17 protein-coding genes are annotated in these 21666 nt (G+C 36.6%); all 17 read left to right on the top strand.

Features of this window, described 5'->3' with window-relative positions:
* Positions 1-7: 7 nt before the first annotated feature.
* The 17 genes from ABMA76_RS09920 (at position 8) to ABMA76_RS10000 (ending at position 21591) form a co-directional block, all read left to right on the top strand.
* Positions 8-3844, top strand: coding sequence for a hypothetical protein (locus ABMA76_RS09920; protein WP_393061486.1), 3837 nt, complete (start codon positions 8-10; stop codon positions 3842-3844).
* A gap of 72 nt (positions 3845-3916) precedes the next feature.
* A complete protein-coding gene (locus tag ABMA76_RS09925) occupies positions 3917-5341 on the top strand; it encodes a Mur ligase family protein (RefSeq protein WP_393061488.1) in 1425 nt (474 codons plus the stop codon).
* Positions 5325-7019, top strand: a complete 1695-nt coding sequence (locus ABMA76_RS09930) for a hypothetical protein (RefSeq protein ID WP_393061490.1) — start codon at positions 5325-5327, stop codon at positions 7017-7019. The genes ABMA76_RS09925 and ABMA76_RS09930 overlap by 17 nt, the downstream gene beginning before the upstream one ends.
* A gap of 119 nt (positions 7020-7138) precedes the next feature.
* Positions 7139-8305, top strand: coding sequence for a methionine adenosyltransferase (metK, locus tag ABMA76_RS09935; RefSeq protein ID WP_392910157.1), 1167 nt, complete (start codon positions 7139-7141; stop codon positions 8303-8305).
* 206 nt (positions 8306-8511) lie between these two features.
* Entirely contained in the window at positions 8512-8742 is a 231-nt protein-coding gene (locus ABMA76_RS09940) for a hypothetical protein (RefSeq protein WP_392910159.1), read from the top strand.
* A 153-nt stretch (positions 8743-8895) separates the two neighbouring features.
* Complete coding sequence (locus ABMA76_RS09945) at positions 8896-10437, top strand: sigma-54-dependent transcriptional regulator (protein WP_393061492.1); 1542 nt, start codon at positions 8896-8898, stop codon at positions 10435-10437.
* A gap of 237 nt (positions 10438-10674) precedes the next feature.
* The gene (locus tag ABMA76_RS09950) at positions 10675-13350 is read left to right on the top strand and encodes a tol-pal system YbgF family protein (protein ID WP_393061494.1); all 2676 of its coding nucleotides are present in this window, start codon (positions 10675-10677) and stop codon (positions 13348-13350) included.
* Between the two features lie 40 nt (positions 13351-13390).
* Positions 13391-14323, top strand: a complete 933-nt coding sequence (locus ABMA76_RS09955; RefSeq protein ID WP_392857420.1) for a sigma-54-dependent transcriptional regulator — start codon at positions 13391-13393, stop codon at positions 14321-14323.
* 9 nt (positions 14324-14332) lie between these two features.
* Positions 14333-14740: a flagellar basal body rod protein FlgB gene (gene flgB / locus ABMA76_RS09960; protein ID WP_021266076.1), complete on the top strand. Its 408-nt coding sequence runs from the start codon at positions 14333-14335 to the stop codon at positions 14738-14740.
* A gap of 14 nt (positions 14741-14754) precedes the next feature.
* Positions 14755-15198 (top strand): flagellar basal body rod protein FlgC, encoded by a 444-nt coding sequence (flgC, locus tag ABMA76_RS09965; RefSeq protein ID WP_021265925.1) that lies wholly within the window; start codon positions 14755-14757, stop codon positions 15196-15198.
* 26 nt (positions 15199-15224) lie between these two features.
* Positions 15225-15587, top strand: a complete 363-nt coding sequence (gene fliE, locus ABMA76_RS09970; protein ID WP_021265866.1) for a flagellar hook-basal body complex protein FliE — start codon at positions 15225-15227, stop codon at positions 15585-15587.
* A 68-nt stretch (positions 15588-15655) separates the two neighbouring features.
* Complete coding sequence (gene fliF / locus ABMA76_RS09975; protein ID WP_392857416.1) at positions 15656-17317, top strand: flagellar basal-body MS-ring/collar protein FliF; 1662 nt, start codon at positions 15656-15658, stop codon at positions 17315-17317.
* Between the two features lie 42 nt (positions 17318-17359).
* On the top strand, positions 17360-18391 hold the full coding sequence (gene fliG, locus ABMA76_RS09980; RefSeq protein ID WP_392910165.1) for a flagellar motor switch protein FliG: 1032 nt from the start codon (positions 17360-17362) through the stop codon (positions 18389-18391).
* A 28-nt stretch (positions 18392-18419) separates the two neighbouring features.
* On the top strand, positions 18420-19235 hold the full coding sequence (locus tag ABMA76_RS09985) for a FliH/SctL family protein (protein ID WP_392910167.1): 816 nt from the start codon (positions 18420-18422) through the stop codon (positions 19233-19235).
* Positions 19222-20592: a FliI/YscN family ATPase gene (locus tag ABMA76_RS09990; RefSeq protein WP_392910169.1), complete on the top strand. Its 1371-nt coding sequence runs from the start codon at positions 19222-19224 to the stop codon at positions 20590-20592. The genes ABMA76_RS09985 and ABMA76_RS09990 overlap by 14 nt, the downstream gene beginning before the upstream one ends.
* A 5-nt stretch (positions 20593-20597) precedes the next feature.
* Complete coding sequence (locus tag ABMA76_RS09995; RefSeq protein WP_392910171.1) at positions 20598-21056, top strand: flagellar FliJ family protein; 459 nt, start codon at positions 20598-20600, stop codon at positions 21054-21056.
* 1 nt (position 21057) lies between these two features.
* On the top strand, positions 21058-21591 hold the full coding sequence (locus ABMA76_RS10000) for a hypothetical protein (protein WP_392910173.1): 534 nt from the start codon (positions 21058-21060) through the stop codon (positions 21589-21591).
* Positions 21592-21666: the final 75 nt, after the last annotated feature.

Below are 21666 nucleotides of genomic sequence, written 5' to 3' on the forward strand. Positions count from 1 at the left end.
GGAATTCATGCATAAGAAAGCATTTGGTTTACTTTCCGTCTTACTTCTAACTCTTACTGTTCTTACACAGTACTCGCAGGTAGATCGTTCTGAGTATTCTTACTTTAGTACTAGAGCACCTGCTTCTGTTGCTGATATGGAACGTTTAGAGACGTTACTAGCTGTTGATAAACTCGATTACTATATCGGTGAATATATCAATAATTTTGGTAAGAAGATTGATGATGAAGCACTAGGAGAACTAAAGAAAGTTGAGCTCGATTATATTATTGATAAGTACTCAACTGATTCTAGAATCTTTGATGCAAAGAAATACGATGCAATTATTTATGATATTTTAAAAGAGCGTCTAGGTAAGAAGCCTTCTGGTTCAAAAGCTAGTTATGAGTGGGGTTATAACTTCTTTAAAAATAAACTAAATGAAGGTTTTACTCTTCTCGATTCTAAAATTAAACCAAAAGATGATTCTGCTATTACTAAAGTAGAGCCAAGGTCTGAGTTTACGCTTCCTGATCAAGGAATTAAAAATGGTGAGCTTACATTAGATGCTGATCACTATATTTCAAATCGTACGACACGTGCTGTTTTCTGGGAAGCAGTTGAAAGCAATCGTGATGTTGAATTTCATCTTGAAAACTCTAGAGAGTTCTTAAAGAATTTACAGGCCAATGGTGGGCAAATTCTAAAAGAAATTCGTCCCTTTGCTAATAATTATAATAAAATTTATGCCGTTCAATACCCTGGTGAGTCTACTTATCGTTATGCAATTACTGCAATCGGTGGGAAGGATCGACTTAATCACCTAATGCTACAATTTGGTTTATCGAAGAGAGGCCATACAGTAACAAATAAGGTTCGTATTTTTGGTGATCTTGATGACACTCACAAGATGATGGAAGACGAACTCTCTGGAATTTTTAGACATCTACCAAAGTCTGAAAGAGTCATTATCGGACAAAAAGGTGCTATTGAGAGAACTTTTGAAACGCTGTGGAAAGTTCGTGCCCTTAAAAATCTATATGATGACGAGCCTGATTTGGTGCTATCTCACATCTCAGATAAGTTAAAAGACTCTTTTAAAGATCTCATGGCCGATGGAGATATCAAGAAATACGATATTTTTAAAAATAAAAAAGATATTGAAAGGGCCTTTACTAAGTTAGAAAAGACAATTAAAGCTAAAGGAATTGAGCCTTTTGAGTTTAAGAAATATGACTATGATAATTATGTTATTTCGATGTCAGATATTGTTTTTAAAAACTCTAAAGGGGAAGACGTTGTTTGGCGTGTTGTTGCAAATAGTTGGGGAGATGAAATTTCTCCTCTTGCAAAGGCCCTAAAAAATACTGGCCATAAGAATATCACTTATATTGGTACAGCAGGAGCCTTTCCTGATAAAGGTTATAGTGTCGGTGATCTTGTTATCCCTTCACATACGCGTTTAGATGGTGAAAGTAAAAAACTACGTGGAACGATGATGGATATTGATGGTGCCAAAGTTGGTGGTACTGTTGATCACGTATATTCTCCGTTTATCGAAACAAATGAATGGCTAGAAGAAAGCTCAAGTCATTCTGACTTTGTTGAAGTTGAAGTAAGTCACTTACGAAAAATTTTAAATGGCCAAGATGATGATCTTCAAGCCTATCTATTAATATCAGATGTTCTTAAGTCGGAAGGGGAGACTCTCGCTTCTGCTACTGGAGCGAAGAGAAGAAATTCTCTTAATAAACTTCTCTATGCAATGCTTGATAGAGATGAGGTTGGAATACCACAAGGTGTAAACACTGCTGATAATCATATTGGAATTCTAAGAAGTTCAATTGATAAAGTTCTTGGGAACAAGGCCAATACTTTAAAATATTATATTTTCTCAATGCTTAAGGATAATAAGAATGTATCTGAAGCAGCGATTCAAGCGGCAGTAGACTCTGTCGATAATTTTAGTGATAACTATTTTACAAAGAGAATCACTGAGTCTTCGGAGGTCTCAAGCTATGTTTTAAGAAAGCTTGAAGAATTTGGGCATATGCCAAAAATCTCCGTTGATAAAGAATTTGTTGACGGAAAGTGGCATCCTAAAACAGGTAAGATTATTATTAATATCCACGCTGATACACAAGAGTTAGTTGATCAGTATAAAGAAGTTGCTAAAGATTTTGAAAATGAAATTGCAAAGGTTTCTAAGTTTTGTGAAATCAATTTCATAAGAGGACCTCCTTCTAGTGAGTTTGTTACTATTCCAAAATACGTAGGTCTAGATAGTGACTTCCTTGTTAATCTATATTCGCAATCTGCATTCAAACAAGCAGGTCTTGACGCTCAGGTTACTTATAACGGCAATTTAAAATTTAACTTCTTACCAACTGTTAATAATACTGATGTATGTGCAGATGACAAATTTTGTCACCTTTCATTCTTTAAACCAGATCAGGCCACAAAAGACTTATTAGTTGACTTTGACTCACACACAAAATTCAAAACACAATTTAATAAAGATCCAGTTGAGATGTTTAATGGAATGATTAAGAGGGCAAATGAAATTACACAAACTAATTATAGCTTTGAAGTTGTCGTTGAAAAGAATGCGACTCTCGAAGATGGTAAATTAGCTGAAATTGTTCCAGATATAGATCCTAATAAGGGACTTCTTGTAAAAGTACGTTTTACGAAAGAAGGGTATAAGAATCCACTAGTACTCTTAGAAGAAGCTATTCATGTAAGCCAAATTACACGTGGAGATGACTTTTTAAAGCATCCCGTTTTTTGGGCCGAAGCTGCTTTAAATGCAAAACATGGTTCAATGCGCTCTCGTGAGTTCTTAGCGCGAGCAGAAGTGGATGCAATGGATAAATTATCTAACTTAATGAGAAGTAACTTCTCCGGAAATGCAGATGCAGCTCTTGCGAAAATTGAACAATATGCAGAAGTTAGAAAGGCGCATGCATCAAAGATTGCCAATAATCTTAAGAAGAAGGTACGCGCTGAGAAAACGATTCGTAATGGTTTAGCTAAACAATGGAAAGCTCTTCATAAGGCACTTGAGGCACAAGATCTTAAACTAGATGATTATATTGCTTCTGGTAACCGTAAAAAAGTAGCCGAGTTAATTGAAGCGTATATGCCATGGGAACAAATGGAGCCAACTGAGATTGCAGCATGGCAAAGATGGGTAAAAGAAATTGAAAATCCAAGTGATGATTTCTTTGTCAGCTTTAGAGGTTTAGGAGATGACCTTGTTCGTGAGTCAGATGATGGTGGCCACTTCTTAATGGCCAAGCTTTTGACAAAGAATCAGGGGAGTTACACGAGAAGACTTCGTTCGTTAAAAACCTACTTTGATAAAAAAATTAGTAAGAAAGCAGGTGTGCATATGCCGGTTGAATTTCAGTCTCTTGCTGGTGTTTTCAAAGGCCATAGTGTTGAGCCTTTAGGTTCTCCTTATTTATCAGGATCAGTTCTTTCTGTTGCAGATAATTTTGCTAGTGAATCCCAAGGTCAAAAAATAGCTGCATTGAAGATGTCTCAAAATAGGAGCTTATTAAACCTTGTTTCAAATTATAATGAACTCGAAGAGATGATCCCACTGATCGTCTTCCCTGATGAGATTATTTCAATTGAGCCAGCAGGGGATAGTGAAGCAATTCAGGATTCTGTGGAAGAAAAAATTGGACGTCCTCTTAAAGATACAGAACTTGAAAGATCAGCGGTACAGGCCGATAGCGATTACAAAGTTAGAGCAACGCTTGAATGGTGGAAACAAATTGATCCGAATGGTATTACGCCAACAAATTCTACCAAGACCTGCAAGGGTGTAATTAAGATGTTCTTATCTCAACAGTAATTAGTTGATCATAATATTTACCCTTACCCTTTGTCCGAAAAACGGTTAAAATTGACGGATAAAGGGTAAGTTATGAATTTAGAAAATTATAAAGATATAGATGCATTATCTGCATTAAAAGAATCAAATAAATTTAAAAAGGTGTTCTTTTACCGTATTTGCGGGACTGGGATGGGAGCAGCTGCATGCCTCCTTAAAGAAGCGGGGTTTGAGGTTGCTGGTGCGGATCGCATGTTCTATCCTCCAATGAGTACCTATCTAGATAACTCGGGTATTAATGTCTATAAATTTGAAGAACACAATATTGAAGAGATTATTAAAGACTACGATTTAATTGTTGTAGGAAATGTTGTTGCAAGAAATTCTGATGATGCAAAATTTATTGAAGAAAGTGGGCTTCCGTTTTGTTCATTTCCGGCGGCAATCGGCGCATTGGTTCTAAAGGATAAAACCGTTGTTGGTATTTCAGGAACTCATGGAAAGACAACGACAACATACTTTGGTGTTCAACTTTTTGAAAAACTAGGGATGGAACCAGGTTATCTCATTGGTGGAGTTATGGATGAGCGTCCACCTGCGAGAGTTGGTAAAGGGGATTACTTCTTTATTGAATCTGATGAGTATGATTCTGCATACTTTGAAAAATTCTCAAAGTTTCGCTCTTACTATATTAATAAATTAATTATTACATCGCTTGAATTTGATCATGCTGATATTTTTGAGTCGATTGAAGATATTAAAAATGAGTTTAAGGCTATTCTTCCAATTGTAGATGAAGTAATCGCTTGTTCTGAGTGGCAAAGTATTAATGATCTAAAGGTCACAGATAAGTCTTGGTCAGAGTATGATCGTGAAAATGTAAAAATCATTAATGTCGAAAATGGGCTGACTTCGTTTTCAATGAAATGCTCAGTTGGTGAGCATAAATTTAAAACAAACCTAATGGGGCACCATAATATTCTCAATTTAGCATCTGTTATCATTGTCGCTTTAAAAGCTGGAAAGACCCCAGAGGAAATACAGGCCGGTATCTTAGATCTTAGAATGGTGCAAAGAAGGCAGGAGGTAAAAGGTGAATTTAATTCTTCGCCTATTATCGACGATTTTGCTCACCATCCTACTGCCGTCCAAGAAACTTTACATGCAATATCTTTAAAATATCCAGGCAAGAAAATTCATGCATACCTTGAACCGGGATCTGCAACTGCTCGAAGTGATCTTTTCCAAGAAAGATTTGCAGACTCATTAAAAGGAGCGGCGAGTGCAACAATTATCAAGCCGTCACGTCCTACAACGGCAAAGGGCCAAGGGGATCTTGATGTTGATAAGCTAAAGTCTGACTTAGAAAAAAGTGGAATAAGAACTAATATTGTTACAGAGTTAGAACCTTTAATTATGTTTATAAAAGAAAATAGCAGTGAGCAGAGTGTTCAACTTGTTATGAGTAATAGTTCTTGTCTAGGCTTATGGAGTAGTGAGTTTGTTAAAACACTTTAAGACAACTCTTCCATTTCTCATCGCTTTTACAAGTTTTTCTGGCCAGTTTGTTCACGCAAAGAGCTTAACAGATGCACAAGTAATCAATGAGTATATGAAGCTTCATCGCAAGCAGTACAAAACGACGTGCTCGATGAAAATTTATAATGAGTCTCAAAAGCTTTATAAGAACTTCTTAGGAAATGGAATCTTTATTCCTTTTCAATTAAGTGGCGATCTCGATGAGGGAACAATTAAAGAATATGTTCCACTAATGAAAAAGAAGAGAGAGTGGATAAAAGGTGTTAATGAACGCCTTTCCAAAATGCGCTCTTTTAGAAATGTACTGGCACGAAATCGCCAAATTCAAAGTCAATTTGAAAAGGCCATGCGCCACAATTATAAGTATCGCTACATAAAGGATTTAAAGACTAAATCTCACGTGGCCCTTGAGTCAAAAAAAGAGATCAAACAATTTCTAAAAGATCTTGAAAGGTACCTAAATAGCCTCTTCTTTTTACAATCTTTTAACTTTCCTGTTGATCACCTTCATTTAAGAAGTGAGTATGACAAGGTTAAGGATTTAGAAACAGCAGAAGGAAAACAGAAGTCAAACTCTGCATACTTATTGAGAAAAATTGTTGAGGATGGAAGTGTTGATCCTAAAAAGGGCCGATCTGATTTAAGTCTTCGCTCTCTAATTGACTCAGTCTACTTACGTATTGTTGGCTTTGACCAACCATTCTTAACTGAAGAACTACGTTATGATATTTCTGATTTAATTTCTCGTCTGGATGGAGTTTTAAGAAAAGGTCATAAGAAGACTTACGCTAGAACAAAGTACTGGCAAAAAAAGATTATTGAACGTGAAGACTACTACCTTGATCTGCTTAATAAGAGTAAAACAAAAGATGATATCTTAAAGAAAATCTTCGAAGATAAAAACCAGGCCCGCTATGCCTTAAGCCAGTATATCTATGATAAGGAAGCTTTAGTTTATAAGTTTTGGAAAAGACAAAAAGAGATTTATCGTAAGCTATACGCTCTAGAAACGATTTTGATTCATGAAGTTGGACGTCTCGATGACAATTACGGAAGTGAAAGAAGAGATGTGGCCAAGGTTGTAATCAATCGTGTGACAAACCCTGGCTATAATACAATTGAAAGTGATGAACCGTTCTATCAGTCTCTTGTTAAAGCAGGTGTAAAAAATACTGACAAGTATCCGTGGCTTAATGTGCTTTTTAAAAGAGGGCAGTTTTCATTTACTTACTTTTTTATACCTGCTTCGAAGGGAATCTTTTGTCCTGACCAATCAAAGTCTGCACGAAAGTTAATGCGTAAGAATTTAAAAATGATTTTGGATGAATTACATAATCCTGATAAGGACTTCAAGGCAACACGTTACTTCTCAAGAGCTTCAATGCTTGGACGAATGGATATGTCCTCTTTGTGGGATGAGTACACAAGTATGGAAGAGCGTCCAGGACCTTTAATTCACAATACGACACGATTAAAAACATTACTTACTCGTAAGAACTTAAACTACTTGTATTCTTTTAAAGATAGCGGTGAACATAATTACGATGTCTATCGCTATAAAAATAAAGTTTATGTACATTCGGCCAAGAGCGGTAAGTTCTATCAATACCGTAATCCTCATTATTTCAAATACTTCGTAAAGAACGATGATTACTAATTTTTATTGAGTATAAGCTATTGAAAATAGTAGTTGAAACTAGTTGTTAAAACGCGCTAATAGCAGTATATTCATACAATTATTAGTGTATTAATTATTTATAGCTAGGAGATGAGGCAGTGCTAAAAGATTTTACATTCACTTCTGAATCAGTAACAGAAGGGCACCCTGATAAAATTGCGGATCAAATCAGTGATGCGGTACTTGATGCGATGTTAGAACAAGATCCAAAATCTCGTGTTGCTTGTGAAACTATGATCACAACTGGTCTAGTTGTTCTTGCAGGTGAGATTACTTCTACAGCTAATATCGATTTCCAAGAAACAGTAAGAAATAAAATTAGAGAGATTGGATACGATCACTCTGATAAAGGTTTTGATGCTAATACTTGTGGTGTTATGGTTGCTCTTGATAAGCAATCACCAGATATTGCTCAAGGTGTAAACGTTGGTGAAGGTACATATACAGAATTAGGTGCTGGTGACCAGGGTCTAATGTTTGGTTACGCTTGTAACGAAACTGATAACTACATGCCAATGACAATCGATCTTTCTCACAGACTTGCTGAAAGACTTTCAGAAGTTAGAAAGAATGGAACTTTAGGTGAGCTTAGAGCTGACGGTAAAACACAAGTTTCTGCACAGTACGAAGATGGCAAATTATCTCGTATCGATGCAATTGTTGTTTCGACTCAACACTCTGACAATATGACTCTTGCACAAGTTCAAGAAGCAGTTAGAGAAGAAGTTGTTAATAAAGTTGTTCCAGCATCACTTGTTGATAACAACACGAAATACTTCATTAACCCAACTGGTAAATTTGTTATCGGTGGGCCAATGGGTGACTGTGGTCTAACTGGTAGAAAGATTATCGTTGATACTTACGGTGGTCACGGTGCTCACGGTGGTGGAGCATTTTCTGGTAAAGATCCAACTAAGGTAGACCGTTCAGCAGCTTATGCGACAAGACAAATTGCTAAGCACATCGTTGCTGCTGGTCTTGCTGATAAAGCTCTAGTACAAGTTGCATACGCAATTGGTGTTGCTGAGCCAATGTCACTTCTTGTTGATACTTTTGGTACAGAGAAAGTAGATGTTGCTAAGATCAACAATGCTGTTAACCAAATCTTTGATATGAAGCCAGCGGCTATCATTGAAAGACTTGATCTACTAAGACCAATTTATTCTCCAACTGCAGCTTACGGGCACTTTGGTAGAACTAAAGATGGTTTCTTCCCTTGGGAAGAATTAAGCTATGTGGAGAAGTTAAAAGCTCTTTGCCTTTAACCGAAAGCCGCGCCATCGCTGCGCTAGGCTAGCTTTCTTGAGTCACATCCATCTCAGCTTCAAAACTGCCCTTTGGGGCACTTTTGCCGCAGGATGTCCCTTAGGAAGAACTGTCGTACTTTGAAAAACTTAAAGCACTTTGCTTGTAGTATAGAAGGCTCCGAAAGGAGCCTTTCTTTTTTCCCAAATCAGTTTATACTTATCCCATGAATGAATTCCTCATGTTTACATTGCGCTACACGCCATTCTGGTCAGTTCCAATTATGATCATTGGTGGCCGCTTTGCGTACTATTATTGGTTAAGAGGCTACACTCTGCCTCCAATCTTCTTTGCACTTTGCTCAGCTATCTCAAGTTTCTTCCTATTTATTTGGGTAATGGCCGGTGGTCCAGACAAAGTTGTTCATTATTTCTTAGATATTGTAAGAAACTTTTAGACATTAATATTTATATATAAACTTGTGATATTAGCTATTTATGCTAGTTTCGGAAGTTTTATCATGGTGTTAAAAAATTGACACGTCCACGAGTTATTCGATACCATTTTAGTGGGACAATTTTTAACCTCACACGATGAGAGGCAACAACACATGAAGAATGATTTTAATTTTCTAACTGATACATTCTCAAATGATGAATCAGATAATGAAGTAAAAATCGATCAAGGAAGAAAACCAGTGATTATTGTCGTGGAAGATGATCAAACTCTTTCCGCAATGATAACGAAGTATCTAAGTAAGAAGATAAACCTAGAAGTTATTAGCTTTTCTTCTCCAACACCTGCAATCGAGCATATTACTAAGAATCAAGTTGATCGCTTTTGTCTAATTACAGACATTAGCTTTGAAGATAATTCGTCTGACGGACTCTATCTAATCGACTTATTAAAAGAGCGTGGCTTAACTTTTAGCTCTATCGCTATGACAGGCTTTGCCTCTATTGAAACAGCAATTGCGGCAACTAAGAAAGGTGTTTTTCACTACCTTACTAAGCCGTTCGAGCTTGAAGCACTAAAAGACCTTGTGGTTAGGGCCCTTGTTCATAAACTTGAGTACCGTGAAAGTCTTGAGATAACTGCTGGAACAAGTTCTGCCAATGATAAGCGCTCGTTTGGGACTAAGTATAAATTAGAGATGCCTACAGAAGACGATATGTTTTGTGGGATGATAGGCCGCTCTAAACCAATGAGAAAAATCTTTGAGCGTATTAAGAAAGTTGCAGCTTCAAGTTCAACGATCTTAATTGGAGGTCCTTCTGGTACAGGGAAGGAGCTTGTTGCAAAGGCAATTCACTTATCTTCAAATCGTAATCATAATAAAATTGTAAATGTAAACTGTGGTGCGATCCCTGGAGAGCTTTTAGAAAGTGAACTCTTTGGCCATGAGAAGGGAGCCTTTACTGGCGCAGTCTCAAATCGTATGGGTCGCTTTGAAGCTGCTGATGGTGGATCAATCTTCTTAGATGAAATTGGCGATATGCCACTACTTTTACAAGTTAAGCTTCTAAGAGTTCTTCAACAAAGAGAAATTGAGCGTGTTGGTTCTTCAACGACGACTCCTGTAGATGTGCGTATTATTACAGCAACTCACAGAAATCTTGAAGACTCTGTTCAGCAAGGTAACTTCAGAGAAGACCTTTACTACAGACTAAATGTTATTCCGATAAAGATACCAGCATTAAAAGATCGTAGAGAAGATATTCCTCTTTTAATTTCATACTTCCTATCACGCTTTGTAAGTGCTGATGGTAGAAATGATATTGAATTAGATGACGAAACTTTTGAGATTCTTATGTCTTATGAATGGCCTGGTAACGTTCGTGAACTAGAGAATTTAATTGAAAGACTTGTTATCTTAAGAGGTGGAAATAAAATTAGACCTCAGGATCTACCACCAAAAATTCTAGCTCTTACAAATCGCTCGACAATTGATACTGATGATCTTGTTAGTCTTCCAGATAATGGTATCAATTTAAAAGATTTTATGAATGAAGTAGAAGAGTCTTTAATTAAGCAGGCGCTTATTAAAACGAATGGTAATAAAAACCAAGCTTCAAAGCTGCTACAGATGAATCGTACAACGCTTATTGAAAAAATGAAGAAGAGAAATTTAGACGTTACTATTCAACAATAAATTTCTACTTAACATGGCCAATATGACACCAATACTTAAGCCGACTTTCACAGTCGGCTTTTTAAATGCCTAATATCTTGTAGTGTAAAAACTTTGACATGGAAAAAACGTCCCATGAGAAAAATTTTCCTTTGAAATATTTCAAAATATTGTAAAATAGATTCACGGCATGCTTTAGGACGAAGAAATTGCCAAATAATTGACGTTATTAAATTTGAAACAGGAAGTTTCTACCAAATGAAGATAGATTTTAATTCAAAAAATTTATTATCTTTTATCGTACTTATTTTTAGTACTGCCTTCCTAAATATTGCATCAGCATCAATTGTTACACCAGAAGCTCATAACGACTTCCTGCGTGTTAAATTCTTTATTGATAAGAAACTCGTTAATGTAACAAAATCAAACTCAGAGGTATCATTCTCGACGTTAGATGGAGATATTTATACTAAGGTGAAAGATGGGCTGAAGAACTTCTCTTCTTCAAAGTATATTAAGAGAATCTCTTATACTGAGCCAACATCTGGTAATAATGTTTTCACAATCTCTTTAATGCTAAAAAAGAATGTAGAAGTTTTCTCATTCTATAAGAATCGTGACCGTGCATACTTTGTCGATTTCTGGAAAGATGGTGCTGTTACTACTAAACAAGCAGCAATCAAAGATATTTCAACTCTAGTAAAAAAGAATGAAGCATCAGCACAACAATCAACACCAAAATTTGTAAAAAAGTCTAAAGCTGTTAAGCCAGCTCCAAAGATAGTTAGAAAAAATGTTGTTAAAAAGGCTCCTACTAAGAAAGCGAATCCATATCGTGATTTTAGATATGGAGCCTCTTTTATCTGGGATTATCAAGCTCTTGCACCAGAGCTAAAGACACAAATTCTAACGAATAGAAAAACAGCAGAATACTTCTTTCCAATTAAAAACTTTGATTACAATAAGAATGAAAAAGAAGCTCATATGCAACTTACTCTTAATCTTTATAGAAAAGGTAAGTGGGGACTTATGTATAAGTCAATTAAGCTTTATGAGAAGAAATTTTCACAGTCTTACAATCCTTATAATGACTACATGAAGGCCAATGCTCTTTTAAGAGAAACTCTTGAAAAGGGTGATATTAAGCCAGTTGATACGGCCGTTTCAATGTATACAAATATTCTTGAAAGAACTGATATTTACGATCTAAGAAAAGGTATCTACAAATACTTAGTTCAATTTTATCGTGAAAAGAAGGACTTTGTTAAGGCCCTTAAATATGCCAAGAGATTTTTCAGTGATGCGAAGGAGAACTTTGATTACGAAGAACTTGAGTATATGGGTGAGTACATCCTTTCATCTCTTGCAAATTTAAATCAAGTTGAGAAGGTAGAAAATCTTATTAAAGATAAGACTTTAGTTAAGATCATTTCTAAGCAAAAGCTTAAGGCTTATGAAATGTATACTTATTTAAGACAAAATGATGAAGAAAAAGTGATCAGTGCTTATGAGATATTCGCTAAAACTACTAAAGGTGAGTATCTTCCATCGATCTATTACAATGCTGCAGAAGCATACTTTAGAACATCACAATATGAGAAAGCATTTAAAATTTATGATACTTTTATTTCTAAGTACTCATATATGAGTGAATCTGCTCAGGCAAGATTACGTATGGCCCTCATTGCCGATCTTGAGGATCGTCCAAAGAGTGAAGTATTAGAGCTTTATAAAAATGCAATTAACAGAGCTCAAAATCAAGAAGTGAGTCTAGAAGCACGTATTCGTTATGTTGGAGTTCGTACTATTAGAAAGATTAAACCAGATACAAAAGATCTTGAAACAAGAGTTTTCCTTGATAAGGGAACTGATAAGAAGTTAAACAAAGATCTTGAAATGCTTCTGTGGCAAACTCGTTTAAGAACGTTCATTGTTGATGGACAATATGAAGAGGCCTTAACATTTTTGACTGCACTACCAATTGCGGCCATGAAAATAAGTGAAAAAAAGGTTTTTGAAGCTGATGGAGCCGAAATTGTTTACGGGATCATCAAAACAAACTTTGAAGAAGGTAAGTTTGCCCGTGCTATTCGCGCTTGGGAAATTTATAAAGATACTTATTTTGCAAAGATCGGTGCTGATCCAGAAATTCAATTTATTATCGCAAAATCGTATATAAATCTTACACTGTGGGACGGATTTCAGAAAATGTATGAGAAAATGATAGCGAGCAAAAAGGAAACTGCTCATACTTTCCCTTTATGGGTTTCTCGCAAGGAAGTTAAGAAATTGGACTTGTATAAGAACGAGCTACAAATTCTAAGAAATCTAAAACTAAAAAATTACACTTCAGTAGACCGCATTATCGCGAGTACAAAAAAAGATTACCCAGGATTTGAAAAGATCACATTTTATAAAGCTCTTGCTCACTATAAGAGAGGAGAGTTTGCAAAAGCTGAAAAAGAGTACGAAAAATTCTATGCAAGTGATGCTAATGCAAACTCAATTGATGCTAAAGATCTTGTCGATTCAATTCAGTTTTACCTTGAGTCAATTTATGAGAGTAAGAAATTTGATAAGTACTTAAAAGTTTCGACAGCTCTTCTTAAAGATGCTAGCTCATTCCAAATCGCTGACACTGTTGTTGAAGGATTAAGAGAAAGAGTTAATTACCAAAGAATTGAAATCCTATTTAAGAAGGCAAATAAACTTGCATCAGATGAAGCAAGAGCGTTCCTAAACGATTATGAAAAATCACTTTATAAAAATCGTGTGAAGTTTTTATTAGGAAAGGAAAGCCTAAGACAAAACGATTTCACAACAGGTGAGAAGTTATTAAATGAAATACTTTCAGATAGCGAAGCAAAGGATTATTTGAAAGAGTTGGCCAGGACAGAGCTAACACTAGTTAACTTAAAAAAACGTACACTATAATTTAGCCCACGGATCGGGCAAACGACAGACAGGAGGTCAGATGAATACGTTTACAGCGGAAATTTTTGGGCAGGACCCTAAAATAGTTAAGGCACTTAAAGTTGCAAACAACGTTGCTGTTACAAAAGCACCAGTTCTTATTGTTGGTGAAGCAGGTGTTGGTAAGAAGACATTAGCTGGCTTTATCCATGAAAATTCAACAAGACAAGGAAAGCCATTTGTAACTGTAGACTGTGCAGCTGATGCAAATCAAGTTGAGAATGAGATCTTAGGTTATAGAGACCCAGAAACAGGACGTTTCATTAAAGGTGCATTCGAAAACGCGAACGGTGGTACTGTTGTTCTAGTAAACGTAGATGGACTAGAAGATACTTTCCAAAAGAAGCTTCACAAAATCCTTGGTGAACTAACTGATTATGAAATTGACGTAAGAATGGTTGCAACAACAACTAAGAACCTTTCTAAGCTTGTTGGTGCTGGTCGTTTTTATCGTGGCCTATATACTTTCATTTCATCTAACTCAATTACTTTAACTCCACTTAGAGAAAGAGTTGGTGACCTAGAGTACATCGCAAAAAATATTATCAAGACAACTCTTGGTGGTGCAGAAGTATCTGTTCAAGAAGAAGCAATGAACAAGATTCTTTCTCACTACTGGACTCACAATGTTAAAGAGCTTAAGGCCGTTATCGAAAATGCACTAGCTAACTTTGAAGGAAATGAAGTTTCAGCTGAGCACCTTGAGATCGGTGAGAAGAAAGCAGTAAATGTTATCTCTGAAGATGATTCAGAAGGAATCAGACTAATGTCTCTTAAAGAAGCTGAGAAGCTACTTATCAAAAAGGCACTTATCCATACTTCTGAAAATAGAACTCAAGCAGCAAAGATTCTTGGTGTATCAATTAGAACACTAAGAAACAAAATTAATGAGTATCGCGGAGACGGGAACTCATACTTTGTTAACTTAAGATAAGGTTTCGTCATGAGGGTTGAGGATAAGACATTAAAAGCACTAGCTGCATCTTTGAATTTAAGACAGATCCGACATGAGGTCTTAACTTCAAATATCGCTAATGCAGATACACCAGGCTATAAGGCCAAGCGAGTTGACTTTGAAGAAGCGCTTGCAAGAGCTTTAGACGTCGATGGGAATCTTGAAATGTTGACCTCTGAAGAGAAACACTTTGACGTTGGCAATGGTGGTTTTGAAAATCTTCAACCTGAAATTTATGATGATCCAAATGGCATCGTCTCTGAAGATGGGAATACTGTCGACAGAGACGCTGAAATGGCCAAGATGGCAGAAAATAAGATTTTGTATGATGCATCAGTTAAGTTACTAAATAAGAAACTAGGGATGCTTAAATATACAATTAACTCTGAAAAATAGAGTAGGGGGAGATAATGGATTTACTAACGAGTTTAAAAATTAGTTCATCAGGTGTTGCAGCAAATAAGAAGCGCATGGCAGCGATTTCTTCAAATATTGCAAACGCTCAGACGACAAGAACGGCCGAAGGTGGTCCATATCGTAAGAAAGAAGTTGCTTTTGGAAGCGAGCCTGCTCGTGAAAGCTTTTCTGATATTTTAGAAGGTGAGATGGGTGAGGTTGCTCAATCTGTTCATGCTACAGAAGTGGTTTCGAGTGATAAACCACCAATTCTAAAGTATGAACCAAATCACCCTGATGCAAATGAGCAAGGGTATGTTGCCTATCCTAACATTAATGTGATGGAAGAGATGGCAGACATGATTTCAGCTTCAAGAAGTTATGAAGCGAATATTAACGTTATGAATACAACTAAGAGTATGGCGATGAAAGCGCTTGAAATTGGAAGTGGAAACTAAGAAGTATAAAGGAAAGGGGTTAAACCATGGCGATCAATAATATTACGACAATGAATGACGTCTTTAACTCTCACAAAATGCGCGAGTGGACAAGTCCAACTGGTGGCGCAGAAGAATTCAAACTAGAAGGTTTTGATGAACTTTCAAAAGTTACACCATCTGAGAGAAGTCAGTCATTTTCTGAAATGCTTTCTAATCAAATTATGGATGTAAATAATTTACAAAAAGAAGCTAACACAGCTATTGAAAAATTGGTGAGTGGTGAGAGTAAGAATATCCACGAAACTATGCTAGCTGTTGAAAGAGCTGAAATTGCTTTTAAGACTATGAACCAAGTTCGTAATAAAGTAATTGATGCTTATAAAGAAGTAATGAGAATGCAAGTCTAGTTAATAACTAGTTGTTAATGATCTCTTAATTTAGGATGAATTAAGAGTTTCAGGTGTCAGGAGGATACGTGAAAGATTTTTTCGATAAAATGCTTAGAAACTTCAAAGAGTTCTATGGAGAACTTGATGCAGGAAAGAAGATTTCTCTCTTTGCTGTTACTGGGGTTATTCTAGTCTTCCTACTAGGTGTTGTCCTTTGGGCCACTCACACAAACTACAAAGTTCTATACTCTGACCTTAATAAAGAAGATATGACAAAGGTTGAGGTCTTCTTAAGTCAGAATAATGTTGAGAAGAAAACTTCAGCTGATGGAAAAACAATTAGTATCCCTGAGGATATGATCGAAACAGTACGTCTGAAAATGATGACTTCAGGATTCTCTTTTTCAGGAACAGTAGGTTATGAAGTTTTTGATAATCAATCTTTTGGAACAACTTCATTTGTTCAAAAAGTAAATAAGCAAAGAGCACTTGAAGGTGAGCTCATTAAGACAATTAAGCACTTAAGAGGTGTTAAGAGAGCTCGTGTTCACTTAAATATCCCTGAGTCTTCACCATTTGTTTCTGAAAAGAAACCACCAACGGCTTCTGTTGTCCTTGAGCTTAATCGTGGTGTAACTCTAACCGAACAAGAAATCAAAGGGATCTCTTCACTTGTTGCTTCATCTGTTGAAGGAATGAGAGGCGAGGGTGTTGTTATCCTTGATCACAGAGGGAAGAAACTCTCTGAAAATATAGGGGACGCGATGACGGCCAATACGGCCAATCGTCTTGCTCTTGAATCAAAGCTAAATAGAAAGTATGAAAAACAAATTGAAGATATCTTAACGAGAGTTGTTGGTGCCGGAAAAGTTATCGCTAAAGTTTCAGTTGATATGGACTTTACTGAAAGCGTATCGACTCAGACAACTTATGATTCTGAAAACAAAGCTGTTCTTTCAGAGGTAACAAATACTCAAAATCTTCAAGGATCACGTCCTTCTCCACAAGGAATTCCTGGAGCAAGATCAAACCTTCCTGGGGAACAACCACAACCAGGTGTTCCTGAGACAAGAAATGATGTTAAGAAAGAGTTAGCAACTCGTAACTATAACGTTCCAAAGAAAGTAACTCGATCAAAGTCTCCGACTGCATCTGTTAGAAAGATTTCAGCAGCAGTTATGGTAGATGGTAAGCATGTGACTCAAACTGTAGATGGTAAGACGGTTACAAAGTATGAGCCATGGTCAGAAGCTGATATCGCTAATTTTCAAGCGATTGTTGCTTCAACTCTTGGAATTGATAATCGTCGTGGTGATGTTATCACAATTAAGAATATGGAATTCCAACAAGAAGATCTTGAAGCTATTGATGCTCTTATGCGTGAGCGTGAAAATAGAGAGCTAATCAAGAATATCTTTAAGTATCTTGCAATTGGTTTAACGATTTCTCTATTCTTCTTCGTTGTTGTTCGTCCGTTCATTCAATGGGTAACAGACAATGCTGTAGAAACAGTAGAAGACTTCTTACCAAGAACTCTTGAAGAGCTTGAAAAAGTCCAAGCAAATCAAAAACTACCTGGGCTTGAGGATGCTCTTCCACAGATTGAAGAGAAACTCAATCCAGAGAAAATTGAAGGGAATATGCTACGTGAGAAGATTATCTCACTGGTTGAAGGAAACCCTGCAAAAGCGGCACAGATTGTGCATGATATGATTCATAGTACGGAATCTGATAAGCAGATTGCGTAATGATAATAAGTAATAGAGCCCTTTAAGGAAGAGGAGAGAAAAGTGGCCGATCAATCATTAGACCCAGATGTAGAATACTCGCTACTATCAGGACAAGACAAAGCAGCACTTCTGCTTAGTTCCCTTGGTGTGAGTACGACACAACTTATATTCGCACATATGCGCGATAATGACGTAAAACGTCTTATCAATGCGATGTCTAATGTTAAGAAAGCGCCAATTTGGATGATCAAGCGTGTTCTTGAAGAATTCTATTCTGAACTTAACGAAGAAAATGATCTACTTTTCTCTGATAACTCATCTAGAGACTTTATTGTAAATGCTCTTGGGGAAGATCGTGCCAAGCAACTTCTTGGTCAAATTATTGATGTTGGTGCCAACCAGACACTAGAATCACTGGAGCTAGTTGATACCAGAACTCTTGCAAACTTCCTAATTAACGAGCACCCTCAAACAATCGCGCTTATTATTGCGCACTTATCAGCTGAGCGTAAGGTTGATGTTCTAAGACGTCTTCCTGAAGGTCTTCAGGCCGAAGTTGTACTAAGGGTAGCAAACCTTGACTTCGTATCTCCGGAGCTTATCGCGCAACTTGATGATGTTCTTAAGACTGAGCTTTCAACTCTTGGAACTATCGATACAAACCAACTTGGTGGTGTTGAACCAATCGCAGATATGCTTAACCTTATGGATAAGAACTCTGAGAAGAATATTATGGGACGTGTTGAAGAAAAAGATCCTGAACTTGCAGAAGAAATCCGTAAGCTTATGTTCGTTTTCGAAGACCTTGTTTATGTTGATGATCGTGGTATCCAGTCACTTCTTAAAGAAGTTGATCAACAGAAGCTTGTTATTGCCCTTAAAACAGCTCCTGAAGAAATTAAAGCGAAGCTATTTAGAAATATGTCAAATCGTGCAGCAACTCTTCTACAGGAAGACCTTGATGCTCTTGGGCCAACAAAGCTTTCTGATGTTGAAAAAGCTCAAGCAGAAATTGTACATAAGTGTAAAGAACTTGAACAACAAGGTAAGGCGTTTATCTCTCGTGGTGGAGATGGCGATGCCCTTGTTTAATATTTAAAAATAGGTTATTGGCCGTAGTATGACTCGTGATGTAAAAGAATATGAATTTCACTCTTTCTCTCAAAAACCACTTAACTCTAATGTTGAGGAGTTTGAGTTTCAAGACTTCGAAGGTATGTCGATTCGTGAAATTGAAGAGAAGCAGAAGATTATTCGTGTTGAAAGAGAGATGGCCAAAGATACTGGTTTTGATCTAAACCCTATCGTTCATGAACACAGAGGAGTACGTGCTCAAGAAGAGAGTGACTTTACTGAAGCTGTCCATGAAGAGGTTGCACGTCAAATTGAAGCAATCAAAGAAGATGCTTATCGTGAAGGGCTTGAGCTAGGACGTGAGCAGGGAAGAGAAGAAGTAAAGGTTGAGCTTGCTGGAGCGGCAGAAGAAAAGATTCTTCTTCTAAACGATATGGTTTCAGAAGTTTTAAGTACACAAATAGGACTTCTTTCTGCTCAAAAAATGCAAACATATACACTACTTAGAACAATTGCAAAATGGATTGTTCTTAAAGAGCTTAAGGATGACGGTGAGTATATTATTCGTCTTCTTGAAAAGCTTATTGTGGAAGCGCAAACAAAAGAAAATCTTCTAATTCGTGTCAATGAGAAGCATTTTGAACAAATGCCAGAAGTCTTAGAAGTTGTTCAAGGTAAACTTGGAGAACTCACTAATACTCGTGTTGAAATTGACTATGATATAGAAGCACCAGGTATTGTCGTTGAATCTCAAAACGGTATTGTCAATGGTAGCTTAAAGACGCAACTCGATAGTCTTGATAAGTTATTTGAAGCAGTAGGATTAGCAAGTTCAGAGGACGACTCGGATGAATCACAATAATTTCTCTACATTAGATTTAGAAGCAATTCATAAAGCTTATGAATATGCTACACCTTACCAGAAAGTAGGGAAGGTATGTGCCTCAAAAGGGATGCTCTATGAAGTAAACCTTTCCCGTGCTGTTATCGGCTCTAACGTTGAATTCGTTACAGAATTTGGGGATCGTTGTCTTGGTGAAGTTGTCTCAATTGATGGACCAAAATGTCTAACAATGCCATATTCTGAAATAGCCGGAATTAATTCGGAAACAAAAGTATATTTAAAAGAGCTTGTTACAAAAGTTAATGTTGGTGAACAGTATCTTGGCCGTGTCATTGACTTCCAAGGAAATCCAATTGATGGTAAGGGTCCAATAAAAAGATCAAATGAAGTTAGGTCAATCTTTGGTGAACCAATCAACCCTCTAGAGCGTCCACCAATCTGTGAAATGCTTGATACTGGTGTTAATGCTATTAATGCCTTTATGACAGCTGGAAAGGGACAACGTTTAGCTATTATGGCGGGCTCTGGTGTTGGTAAGTCTGTAACGCTTGGGATGGTTGCACAGAAGTCATCAGCTGATGTTAATATTATTGCCCTAATTGGAGAACGTGGCCGTGAGGTTCGTGAATTTATAGAGCACGATCTTGGTGAAGAAGGTTTAAAAAAGTCGATCGTTGTTGTTGCAACTTCTGATACTTCAGCATTAATTCGCATGAAGGCCGCTTATGTTGCCACAACATTTGCAGAATACTTCAGAGATCAAAATAAAGACGTACTGCTAATGATGGATTCAATTACACGTTTTGCAATGGCGTCACGTGAAATCTCATTAAGTGCTGGAGATCCACCTGGTCAAAAAGGTTATACTCCAACAGTATTTGCACAACTTCCAAAACTAATGGAGCGTGCCGGAACAAAAGCTGATGCTGGTTCAATTACTGGTATCTATACTGTTCTTGTTGAAGGAGGAGATATGGATGAGCCGATTGCTGATGCTGTAAGAGGGATTAGTGATGGTCACATTATTCTATCTCGTGCCCTTGCTTCAAAAAATCAATTTCCTGCAATTGATGTACTACAATCACTATCGAGGGTAATGAATAAAGTTGTCTCTAGTGAGCATCGAGTTGTAGCAGGACATATGCGTGACCTCATGTCTGCATATCGTGATAATGAAGATCTAATCAATGTTGGTGCTTATTCAAAAGGTTCAAACCCTAAAGTAGATAAGGCCATGATCATTATCGATCAATTAAACGATTTATTAAAACAAATGCAGGGTGAGGATCATTATCAAACGATTGATCAACTATATGATTCAATGGTTGGCCTCGCAAAGTATGCGGAAGAAGCATATAACTCATATGAGGAGTAATATAATTGCGTAGAGAAAAGTTTAAACTACAAGGCCTATTAAAGTTAAGAGAGTTCAAAGAACAAAAAGTGAAGCTTGAACTTGGGCAGATTAATATAGAAAAAGGCCGTTTAAACGAAGCAATTTCCAAATGTCATCAAGATATTGAAGAAACATATAAAGCACAAGAAGCCTTCTTTGATACATATACGTCAGGAAGAAATGCTCAATTCTTTCCAATGTTTATTCAATCTAAAAGAGACGAAATTAAGGTCTTAGAAAATCAATTACATGCCGTTGAGAGACAATATAAAGAGAAGGTCAAAGAGCTTTCTGTTGCTAAAGGTGAAGTGAAAGTAATTGATAATTTAAAAAATGAATTTGAAACAGAACAAAATAGGGTCATTGAAAAGAAGCGCCAAGAAGCTATTGATGAATTAATGATGGCAAAGAGGCATGCTCGAAAATTGGCCGGGGAAGCTTAAAATGAAAAGGTTATTTCTTTTAGTATTAATATTATCATCTTCACTTAATGCTTTTTCGCAAGAGAAGAAAATCTACTCGCAAGAAGAGTTTGATAAGGCCCTTGAAGTGGCCCTTGAAAAAAAGATGAAAAAAGTAGGCCGCTCAAAGTTGATTGAGTTCTCAAAAGAACTTCTTAAAAAAGAAGAGGAATTGGCAACACGTGAAAAGGCCCTAAAGAATCAACAAGAACAAGTTGTTGTTAATCAAAAAGAGCTTGAAGGGCGAATTAAAGAATTTAAGGCCTATCAAACGAATTTTCTTTCATGTCTTGATAAGAAAGATTCAGATGAACAAAAACGTGTGATTCACATGGTTGATGTAGTTTCGAATATGAGGCCACAAACAGCAGCAAATTTACTATCTCAACAGGATCCATCAATTTCGATCAAGATTCTTGGAGAGCTTGACCCAGTGAAGGTTTCAAAGATCTTTAATATGATGGATAAAGAGATTTCAGCGCGCTTACAAAAGCAATATATGACGATGAAGAAGTAGAGGTAAACTTTTCCATGGTTAATTTTTTCATAAATTTATGCAAAGATATTGCAAGGCGTTAACAAGAGGAACAAA

It is taken from the genome of Halobacteriovorax sp. ZH5_bin.2, from assembly GCF_043196375.1.
Lineage (GTDB): Bacteria > Bdellovibrionota > Bacteriovoracia > Bacteriovoracales > Bacteriovoracaceae > Halobacteriovorax_A.